This window comes from Variovorax sp. (assembly GCF_965279555.1).
Lineage (GTDB): Bacteria > Pseudomonadota > Gammaproteobacteria > Burkholderiales > Burkholderiaceae_C > Variovorax.
In genome coordinates this window covers 3314571-3323315 of sequence record NZ_OZ257247.1, presented here as the reverse complement: position 1 = coordinate 3323315, position 8745 = coordinate 3314571, and the positions used below count along the sequence as shown (strand labels likewise).

11 protein-coding genes are annotated in these 8745 nt (G+C 66.6%); 3 read left to right on the top strand and 8 right to left on the bottom strand.

The annotated features are described in order from the left end of the window. Positions 1 to 129: 129 nt before the first annotated feature. Positions 130 to 339 (bottom strand): hypothetical protein, encoded by a 210-nt coding sequence (locus ACQY8B_RS15835; RefSeq protein ID WP_422087584.1) that lies wholly within the window; start codon positions 337 to 339, stop codon positions 130 to 132. Between the two features lie 186 nt (positions 340 to 525). Here ACQY8B_RS15835 and ACQY8B_RS15830 point away from each other — a divergent pair, with 186 nt between their 5' ends. Continuing rightward, positions 526 to 999: a hypothetical protein gene (locus ACQY8B_RS15830; protein ID WP_422087583.1), complete on the top strand. Its 474-nt coding sequence runs from the start codon at positions 526 to 528 to the stop codon at positions 997 to 999. 92 nt (positions 1000 to 1091) lie between these two features. Then, positions 1092 to 2921, top strand: coding sequence for a bifunctional metallophosphatase/5'-nucleotidase (locus tag ACQY8B_RS15825; RefSeq protein ID WP_422087582.1), 1830 nt, complete (start codon positions 1092 to 1094; stop codon positions 2919 to 2921). On the opposite strand, the gene ACQY8B_RS15820 is transcribed toward ACQY8B_RS15825, so the two are convergent. The 5 genes from ACQY8B_RS15820 to ACQY8B_RS15800 form a co-directional block, all read right to left on the bottom strand. Then, the gene (locus tag ACQY8B_RS15820; protein ID WP_422087581.1) at positions 2852 to 3853 is read right to left on the bottom strand and encodes a DUF418 domain-containing protein; all 1002 of its coding nucleotides are present in this window, start codon (positions 3851 to 3853) and stop codon (positions 2852 to 2854) included. The two genes, ACQY8B_RS15825 and ACQY8B_RS15820, sit on opposite strands and share 70 nt — an antisense overlap. 127 nt (positions 3854 to 3980) lie before the next feature. Further along, entirely contained in the window at positions 3981 to 4340 is a 360-nt protein-coding gene (locus ACQY8B_RS15815; RefSeq protein WP_422087580.1) for a hypothetical protein, read from the bottom strand. 99 nt (positions 4341 to 4439) lie between these two features. Beyond that, positions 4440 to 4823: a roadblock/LC7 domain-containing protein gene (locus ACQY8B_RS15810; protein WP_422087579.1), complete on the bottom strand. Its 384-nt coding sequence runs from the start codon at positions 4821 to 4823 to the stop codon at positions 4440 to 4442. A 31-nt stretch (positions 4824 to 4854) separates the two neighbouring features. Next, complete coding sequence (locus ACQY8B_RS15805; RefSeq protein ID WP_422087578.1) at positions 4855 to 5379, bottom strand: GTP-binding protein; 525 nt, start codon at positions 5377 to 5379, stop codon at positions 4855 to 4857. Beyond that, positions 5376 to 6128, bottom strand: a complete 753-nt coding sequence (locus ACQY8B_RS15800; RefSeq protein ID WP_422087577.1) for a hypothetical protein — start codon at positions 6126 to 6128, stop codon at positions 5376 to 5378. The genes ACQY8B_RS15805 and ACQY8B_RS15800 overlap by 4 nt, the downstream gene beginning before the upstream one ends. Before the next feature lie 324 nt (positions 6129 to 6452). Between ACQY8B_RS15800 and ACQY8B_RS15795 the strand changes: the two genes are divergently transcribed. Beyond that, positions 6453 to 7037, top strand: a complete 585-nt coding sequence (locus ACQY8B_RS15795; RefSeq protein ID WP_422087576.1) for a BPSL1445 family SYLF domain-containing lipoprotein — start codon at positions 6453 to 6455, stop codon at positions 7035 to 7037. 21 nt (positions 7038 to 7058) lie between these two features. On the opposite strand, the gene ACQY8B_RS15790 is transcribed toward ACQY8B_RS15795, so the two are convergent. After that, positions 7059 to 7901, bottom strand: coding sequence for a plasmid replication/partition related protein (locus ACQY8B_RS15790; RefSeq protein ID WP_422087575.1), 843 nt, complete (start codon positions 7899 to 7901; stop codon positions 7059 to 7061). Positions 7902 to 7931: 30 nt separating this feature from the next. After that, the gene (locus ACQY8B_RS15785; RefSeq protein ID WP_422087574.1) at positions 7932 to 8741 is read right to left on the bottom strand and encodes a 4'-phosphopantetheinyl transferase family protein; all 810 of its coding nucleotides are present in this window, start codon (positions 8739 to 8741) and stop codon (positions 7932 to 7934) included. Positions 8742 to 8745 lie beyond the last annotated feature (4 nt).

Genomic DNA, 8745 nt, shown 5'->3' with positions numbered 1-8745 from the left:
GTGCGATGCGCAAATGAAGCGCGCGTCGCTTGGGACGTTTTGAAGTTCCGTCGATCGCGCCCGTCGACGAAATGGTTCCCGGTAATTCAAAGGCAGCGCTCAAGGGCGCCGCCAATACGCACGCTCAGCTCAATCGGGCTCGATCACGCCTTCGTCCAGATAGCGCTGGTACTCGGCGATCGGGATCGCCGTCGTCTGCGCGCTTCCGCCGTCGCCCCAGCTCAGCACTGCGCTGTCGGGTGCCAACTGGACCTCGATCGGTCCCTGGGGGATCAGGATGAGGGGGCCGTCACCGGCCCTGTACTCGACATCTCCGGTGACTTTCGCGTTCGCTGGCATGGGGTGCATTCCTTGGGCTGGGTGGCGGGAGTTGTCAGCTTACAGCGCCTGTGCCGATGACGGGGCGTCGCGCCACAACGAATCTTGTAGGTCTGCCGGCCGTTGGCGATTGGTCATATCGGCGTCATGCGTCGCGTGGCACGCTCACGCCCGTTTCCCCCAACGGATTGAAGTCGAGAAATTGCGATGAAGCCACTGCATATAGTCGCCGCGCTGGCCGCCTGCCTGCTGGCTGTCGTGTCGGTCGTGCTCGTCGCATGGAACCCCGCAACTGAAAAAACTGCCAGCGCAAGCGACGCCGCATCAGTTCCGTTGCTCGAAATCCGCTGGCATGGCGGCGGCATCGTGCTGCAGGGCGCGGTGCGTGACGCGGCCACGCAACTTGCGTTGGCACAAGGCGCGGCCGAGCGTCTGGGCGGGGAGACGGACCAGGTGACCGACTGGCTCGACATCACGCCCACCGGGCTTGTCGTGGCCGACCCGGCGGCGCTCGCGCAGCTCATCCGTCTCGGGCAGGAAGGCTGGCACCTGCAGCGGCGGCCTGCCGAGGCGCGGCTCGCGGTGCAGTCGCTCGCCGACACGCGCAGCGCACAGGCCCTGTCGTTGTTGCAAACCGCCTTTGGCCCGGGCGTCTCGGCCCGCTTGGTCCAGCTGCCCTGATCTTCGTGAAACCTTCAGGGGCCGAAGGGATTCACGGCGCCGTCATGCGCCTTGACCAGCATCCGCTGCACTCAAAACAGAGGAGAGGTGCCATGCAAACATCATTGAAACAGCTCGCCCTGGCGAGCGTCGTACTTGCCACGTTGACCGCCTGCGGCGGCAGCAACAATTCGAACAGCCTCCTGCCTTTACCGGCGCCCACCGCTTCCAACCCGCCGGCGCCTGCGCCCGCGGTGCCAGGCACGGTGGATGTCAAGCTCATTGCCTTCAATGACCTGCACGGCAACCTCGAGCCGCCGAAGCTGACGATCTCCGCGCCCGCCAAGGGTGGCGGCACTGTGGCGGTGCCGGCCGGCGGCGCGGCCTACATGGCCTCGGCCATCGCCGCGCTCAAGGAGAAAAACCCGAACAACGCGGTGGTCTCGGCCGGCGACATGATCGGTGCGTCGCCGCTGGTGTCCGCGCTCTTCCTTGATGAGTCGACCATCGAGGCCGTCAATGCCATGAAGATCGACTTCAACGCGGTCGGCAACCATGAGTTCGACAAGGGCCAGACCGAACTGCTGCGCATGAAGAACGGCGGCTGTGCGAAGAACACCGCACTCGAGCCTTGCCGCGTCAACAAGGACTTCCCGGGTGCGAATTTCGGCTTCCTGTCGGCCAACACGGTGAAGACCGACGGCAACACGCTGTTCCCCGCCACCGGCATGAAGACCTTCACCAAAGATGGCGCCACGGTCAAGGTGGCGTTCATCGGCATGACGCTGAAGGGCACGCCCAACATCGTCACGCCCGCCGGTGTCGCCGGCCTGAGCTTCAAGGACGAGGCCGACACCGCCAATGCGCTCATCCCGCAACTGAAGGCTCAGGGCGCCGACGCCGTGGTGGTGGTGATCCACGAAGGCGGCACCACCACCGTGGGCTACAACGACAAGAGCTGCACGGGCTTGAGCGGCGACATCCTGCCGATCCTGAACAAGCTCGATGCCGCCGTCGACGTCGTGATCTCGGGCCACACGCACCGTTCCTATGTGTGCGACTACAGCAAGACCAATCCGGCCAAGCCCTTCCTGCTGACCAGCGCCGGCCAGTACGGCACGCTGCTCACCGACATCAACCTGACGATCGATACCCGCACGCGCAAGGTCACGGCCAAGGCGGCCGACAACGTGATCGTGCAGGGCGAGGCCTATACCAGCGGCTCCAATACCTATGCGGTGACCGACCAGTACCCTGTGTTCGGCAAGAACCAGCAAGTGGCTGCGCTGATCAGCCAGTACCTCACCATCGCGGGGCCGCTGGTGCAGCGCGTGGTGGGCCAACTCACCACCACTGCCACGCGCACCCAGACGGCATCGAAGGAGAGCGTGCTGGGCAACCTGATCGCCGACGCTCAACTGGCCGCGACCAAGGCCGCTGACAAGGGCGCCGCGCAGATCGCCTTCATGAACCCGGGCGGCGTGCGCGCCGACCTCGCGCCCGCTTCCGACAGCAGCGTGACCTACGGGCAGATCTTTGCGGTGCAGCCCTTCGGCAACAGCCTCGTGGTCAAGACGATGACCGGCGCGCAGATTCGGGCGGTGCTGGAGCAGCAGTTCAACAGCGGCGCCAACACGACCGCAGCACCGAAGGTATTGCTGCCGTCGGCCGGCTTCACCTACACCTACAACCTCTCGCAGCCCGCGGGCTCGCGCATTACCAACATGGCGCTCAACGGCACCGCGATGGTCGACGCCACCAGCTACCGCGTCACGATGAACAGCTTCCTGGCCACGGGCGGCGACAACTTCACCGTGTTCAACCAGGGCACGAACACGCTGGGCGGTGACCAGGACGTGGACGCGCTCGAGGCCTACATCAAGGCCGGCAGTCCGTTGGTCCCGCCGGCAACGGACCGCATTACCAACGCCACGCCGCCCTGAGAGGCCGGCAGCGCGGGCAGGCGCATCGGTTGTGGCTCGCCTTGGACCAGGCTTTGCCACACCCACTCGGCCGGACCGAAGCGGAAGCGGCCCAGCCACCAGCAACTGAACAGCGTCTGCAGACCGAAGATCGCGAGAGCGGCGAGCGCAACGCCCGCGAGTCCGAACTGCGGCCCCGGGCCCAGCCCGATGCCGTAGAGCAGGCCAAGGCCGAACAGTGTCTGAGCGAGGAAGTTGGTCAGCGCCATGCGGCCCATCGGCGCCAGCTTGCGCAACCATCGGCGCCACGCGGCTTGCTGGAACAGCAGCACAAAGCCCGCCATGCAGAAAAGGCCCTGCGCCAGCGGCGCGATTTCCCGCAGCAGGCGTGCCAGGACGAAGCCCGCGCCGTCGTGCAGCCATGAGGCGGCCGTGCCGGTGCCGTGGTAGTTCCGCAGCACCAGCAGCGTGCCCGCAAGCACGCTGACGCCAAAGCTCGCGCGCAACAGCCGGACCCAGAAGCGCCGGTGCGTCACCGACTCCTGCAGCACCCTCGCGCGGCCGACGGCCATGCCGATCAGCAGCGGACCGAGCAGGAAAAGAGGAAGCGACCACGCGGCAGTGCGCATGCTGATGTCGCCCCACCAGAAGAGACAGGCGAGCGCAAGGCCGATTGCCGGCAGCATGCGCCGCATGCAGAGCCGCGTGCCGTCGAGCTGCATCGTGAAGCCGACGCCGAAGAGCAGCGTGAAGAGGGTGATCGACCTCGCGTCGACCAGCAGCACCCCGAGCAGCGCGAAGCCGCGCAGTGCGTCGAGAAGTTCAACGCGCCGCGTGAAGGGCGCAGGCCCGGGCGTGGATGAGGTTCGCGCGCGCGGGACGGCGGTGTTCGAATGGCTCAGGGAGCCGCCCGCGGCTGAATAGCGCGGCAGCCTTGCAGGATCGAATGTCATCGGAGTTCGCAGGGTCGGGTCGGGTGCCGTATGTCGGGCGGCTGCAGCGAGCCGCCCGTGCCAGACCTGCGATGCTATGAATCAGCATTGCGCGAACATTGCGTTGTTCGGCGCATGCGCCGCGCGCTCAGACGGCCAGGTTCTGCTCCACGTCCAGCGCCTTGCGGCGCGCCAGCGCGAGGTTCGACTTGGCCTTGTCGAGCACGAGGTAGACGAACAGGCCTTCCTTCTTCTGCATCGGCCGGATGATGTGGTACTGCCTGCCGAGGGTGATGAGGATGTCCTCGATGACATCGTTCAGGCCCAGGTCGCGCATGGTGCGCAGCTTGGCGCGGACCACTTCGGTGTTGCCCGCCGCCGCCACCTCCAGGTCGACACCCGAGCCGATCTGGCCCAGGATCATGCCGCTGCTGGAGTCGACCAGTGCCGCGCACAGCGCGCCGTCGCAGGTCATCAGGTCGTCCATGGATTGCTTGATATTTGCCATCGGAATCTTTCCTAGTACCTCGCCCCTGAAAGTCGGCAGCCACCCGGGCGAAGAGGTGGGCGGCTGCCGGAGTCGAACCGATGCGGCCGGGGCGGGCCCTCAGGCCTGCTGCAGCGACAGCGTCGCCTGCTTCGCGAAGTAGAGGACCTGGCCGATGATCGCGTCCTTGCCCGTGACGACGCTCACGATGAGCGTGATCTCCGGGTGGCGCGCCTGCAGCATCAGGATGTGGCCGTGGGTTGCTTCGATGGTCACGTTGTCGCAGGCGCCGAGGTTGCTTTCCTCGCCAGCGACCGCGCCCAGCGCCGCCAGAGAACTGGCAATGGCCGAGAGGCGGGCCACTTGCGCGGTGTTCTCGACGCGCGCGGCCAGCTCCAGGCCGTCCTCGGTCGAGATCACCACCGCTTTCACGCCCTTGATCTCGCGCATCAGCGTGTCGATGGCGGATTCGGCGGCGAGCTTGATTCTTGGCGTTATTTGCATGGCGGCTCAGGAATGAGGAAAGAGGGATGGCTCAGGTTTCGAGCTGAAGCAGCAGCAGCTCCAGCAACTCGACCACCTGCCGCGCATCGGTGACGTTGGCGGGCAGTACCGGGCACAGCACGCCCCGGGCTTCCATTCGCTGCGCATAGGCATCGATGTCGGGCTGGGGGTGGGCCTCCATGCGGCCCACGGCGACCACGCAGGCGGTCCTGGCGATCAGTTCGGAAAAGCCGTCGAGATAGACATCCAGGTCGGCCAGCGGGTCGGGGCGGCTGTTGTCCACCAGGATCACCAGGCCGAGCGCGCCGCGCGCCAGGATGCGCCACATGAAATCGAAGCGCATCTGGCCGGGCGTGCCGTACAGGCGCAGCTTCTCGCCGTTGTCGAGCGTGAGTTCGCCGTAGTCCAGGCCCACCGTGGTGGTGGCCTTGGCCACGGAGGTGTCGCTGTTGCGCACGTCGGTGCTGACCGGTGGTATCTCGCTCACGGCGCCGATGGCGGTGGTCTTGCCGGCGCCCATGGTGCCGGTGAAGAGGATCTTGTGTTCGACAGTCATTTGTGCCCTGTCGCCAGCAGGCCGAGTCGGTTGCGGATGCGCGCCAGCAGGCCCGGTTGCACGGGGTCGCGCGCCAGGGCCTGCGGACGGCTGTCGAGCGGCAGTACCGAATCGGGCGCGGACGGCGTGGACAGCGCGATAGGCGGCGCGGCGGCGGCAACGGGCGCAGGCTGGCGGGCGCTTTCGAGCAATTCGGCGCGCCGCAGGTCGGCGAGGAAGTCGAGGCAGTCCTGCGGCGCGAGGCCCGAGCGTTGCCGCAGCAGCAGCAGGGAAGTCGGCCGGCCGGTCATGAGGGTGGCCAGGCGAACGCGCGCGGGCGTCTCCAGCAGGGCGGCGGGCGGCCAGCGCAGCAGGCGGAATTCTTCGTCGTCGGCGATGTGGGTGTCGGGCGCCGCAAGCCCCAGGCCGCGTGCATGCACGACCATCGCGCCGAGCCGGTTGAGCGTGTTCTCCAGCTCGTCGGCATGCAGCGGCAGCGCCAGGAAATGGCCGCCGCGCTGCGGATCAGGCTGGCCGATGGCGAGTACCGGCACTGCCGTTGCCGGATCGTCGGTTTCGGCGGAGGCTTGCCCGCCCACCACCCGGAGGTCGGCCTGGCCGGCTTTCCAGGCCCAGTGCTGGTGCGTGCGGTGGTCGAGCAGGCGGACCAGGGACTTGAGAAGCAGCTCTTCCCGGGGCGGCAACCCCTCGACGCTGAAGCTCAGCAAGGCGCGTTGGCCTTTGATCGCGGGGTTGGCGGCGGTCGTCATGGCTCGTGTGCGTGACTGCGATGCGCCTCGAAGGAGGGCTGCAGCGTGGGGCGGATATGCCGGTTTGGATGCAACTCAGGCTCGCTGGAAAGGGTTGTATCAATATGTGTGACGATAAAAATATAACACCTGTTGCAAATAAAAACACAACATTACGGCGGAAGTTTTGGGTCGACAAGCAGGCTGTTCATCGACGCCGTGTCTTCACGTAGGCCGATTCCCCAAGCCAGATTTGCCCCGGTTTTGCGGACTTAGCATGGGCGCACCTGCCGAGGGAGGCAGTGATTTGTTAGTCGAACCATGTTTTTTCCAAAGGAAGACGCCATGAACAACCTGAATCTCCGCACGCTTGCCGTTTCGTCCGCTGTTGCCCTGTGCAGCATCGCGTTTGTCGGCTGCACCACCACGAAGCCGCAGGATCAGGCCAGCAGCCCGTCGTCGCGCGCTTCGGTCGACGCGCAGGTCGACGCCTCGATGTCCAAGCTGTATGACTCCGTGAAGGGCTCGCGCGAACTGGTCGCGCGTTCGAGCGGGGTGCTGGTGTTTCCCGCCGTGGTGGGGGCCAGCATGGGCGTGGGCGCCGAGTACGGCCGCGGCGCGCTGCGCGTGAACGGGCGCACGCAGTCGTACTACAGCACCACTTCGGGTTCGCTGGGCTTCCAGGCCGGTGCGCAGTCGAAGGCGGTGGTCTACGTGTTCACCACGCAGGCTGCGCTGGACAAGTTCCGCAACAGCAAGGGCTGGACCGCCGGCGCCGACGCCACCGTGGCCGTTGCAACCATCGGCGCCAACGGCAGCATCGACACCAATACCCTGCGCCAGCCGGTGGTGGGCTTCGTGATGACCAACGTGGGTCTGGAAGCCGGCGTCTCGCTGTCGGGCGCGAAGATCACCGAAATCCAGCTGTAACCCGGCCGCGCGCTAGAGCAGTTACTGGCCGAGCCGCGCCTGCAGCTCGGCCACCTGCTTGCGCAGGGCGTCGTTTTCGGCGGTCAGCTGAGCGACGCGTTCCTTCAGCAGTTGCACCGTGTCGGCGTCTGACGACGACTGATCGTCGCCGGCCGCGGTCTCCGCTGGTTCCTCGCGCGGCTTCTTCTTCGACTCGCGCACGCGCTTGGCCGCCTGCTTGAGTTCGTCCTTGCCGGCGTTCGCGGCCGACACCTGTTCGTCGGCCGGCAAGGTGGCTACTGCCGCGGCGGTGTTGATGGAAATCACGCCCGACTTCACGGCCGCCACCAGTTCAGGTGCGGCCTGCTTCTGGATCTTCTCGATCATCACGACCTGGCTGCTGCTCAAGCGTGCGGCCCTGGCAATGGCCTCGCGGCTGTTCAGCGGGGCAGGCGGCGGCAGGGGCACGGCGCCGTCTTCGGCATTCGCGTCTGCCGGTGGATCGACGTCGAAGGGCGCATCGCTCGCCGATGCCGGGGCGGCAGAGGCCGTGCGGGCGCGCTGCTGGTCCACGATGTCTTTCTTGCGCAAGGCGAGCACGCCGCGCAGGAAGTCCGAGATGCTGCGCCGGCCCAGGTGCTGGTCGATCATCCACAGATGCACGTCGTCGATGGTCTTGAAACGCGTGTTCTGCACGGTCTGGAATGGCAGGCCGTGCTTCTGGCAGATGCCGTAGCGGTTGTGTCCGTCGACCAGCACGTCGCCCCACAGCACCAGCGCGTCGCGGCAGCCCTCGGCCAGGATGCTGCGTTCCAGCGCTTCGTATTCCTCCGGCGTCAGTGGGTCGATATAGGCTTTGAGTTCTTCGTTGACGACGATGTTCATGGGTGCGGGATCGGGGAGAGGGGCGGAATTCTAGATGCCCGCCGATCCACCGCTGCGCACCGCCCGGATATCGAGGGGCCTCTCCCAATGCAGCGGCGCGATGTCGCGGCACACGAGACGCATGCCGCTGCCCTCGGTGGCGGCGCAGACGGCAACCAGGTGCTCGGGCGTAGGCCTCAGTTGCCAGAAATGCCGATGCGGTGCGCTGTCGCCGCGTGCGTCGCCCCAGAGCGCGAATCCGATGCTGTCGTGGGCATCGTCCAGCGCAAAGCCGAAGCTGTCGAGCGGGATCTGCAGGCCCATTCCGCGCGCCTTGATGTAGCTCTCCTTCAAGGTCCACAACTCGAAGAAGCGATGTGCGCGCCGTTCAGGGGGCAACGCGGCCAGCGCCTTCGCCTCGGCCGGCGAGAAGAAGTGGTCGGCGAGCTCCAGTGAGGCGGTGCGGCCGAGGTTCTCGGCATCGACACCCATCTCGAGATTTCGCGCAAGCGCCAGCACGATCAGCCCGTCGGTATGGCTCAGGTTGAAATCCAACCCGTCGGCGGCCTGCGTCATCGGCTCTGCGATACGGGGGCGGCCGAAGCCGCCCTCGGCAAAGCGCCAGTCCTGCGGCCGCACCGTCGCATAGCGCGACAGGACCGTGCGCACCAGCACCCGCGTCAGCAGGTGGCGATACCGGTCGCGCTGAAAGTGGAAGCGCGCGGTCCGCGCAAGTTCATGAGGTTCGAGCAGCGCACGGCAGGCCGCCTCCAGCGCAGGATCGCCGGATTCGCCGTGGCGGCAGAACCAGAGGTGGATTTCGCCCGGAGGAAGGGGAAGGGGGGCGTCGGCTGGTGACATGAGG

What these genes read in the sequence shown, in the direction of transcription:
- ACQY8B_RS15790 (WP_422087575.1), bottom strand. Translation starts at nt 7,901, where the DNA reads ATGAACATCGTCGTCAACGAAGAACTCAAAGCCTATATCGACCCACTG.
- ACQY8B_RS15830 (WP_422087583.1), top strand. Translation starts at nt 526, where the DNA reads ATGAAGCCACTGCATATAGTCGCCGCGCTGGCCGCCTGCCTGCTGGCT.
- ACQY8B_RS15825 (WP_422087582.1), top strand. Translation starts at nt 1,092, where the DNA reads ATGCAAACATCATTGAAACAGCTCGCCCTGGCGAGCGTCGTACTTGCC.
- ACQY8B_RS15805 (WP_422087578.1), bottom strand. Translation starts at nt 5,379, where the DNA reads ATGACTGTCGAACACAAGATCCTCTTCACCGGCACCATGGGCGCCGGC.
- ACQY8B_RS15815 (WP_422087580.1), bottom strand. Translation starts at nt 4,340, where the DNA reads ATGGCAAATATCAAGCAATCCATGGACGACCTGATGACCTGCGACGGC.
- ACQY8B_RS15785 (WP_422087574.1), bottom strand. Translation starts at nt 8,741, where the DNA reads ATGTCACCAGCCGACGCCCCCCTTCCCCTTCCTCCGGGCGAAATCCAC.
- ACQY8B_RS15800 (WP_422087577.1), bottom strand. Translation starts at nt 6,128, where the DNA reads ATGACGACCGCCGCCAACCCCGCGATCAAAGGCCAACGCGCCTTGCTG.
- ACQY8B_RS15810 (WP_422087579.1), bottom strand. Translation starts at nt 4,823, where the DNA reads ATGCAAATAACGCCAAGAATCAAGCTCGCCGCCGAATCCGCCATCGAC.
- ACQY8B_RS15820 (WP_422087581.1), bottom strand. Translation starts at nt 3,853, where the DNA reads ATGACATTCGATCCTGCAAGGCTGCCGCGCTATTCAGCCGCGGGCGGC.
- ACQY8B_RS15795 (WP_422087576.1), top strand. Translation starts at nt 6,453, where the DNA reads ATGAACAACCTGAATCTCCGCACGCTTGCCGTTTCGTCCGCTGTTGCC.
- ACQY8B_RS15835 (WP_422087584.1), bottom strand. Translation starts at nt 339, where the DNA reads ATGCCAGCGAACGCGAAAGTCACCGGAGATGTCGAGTACAGGGCCGGT.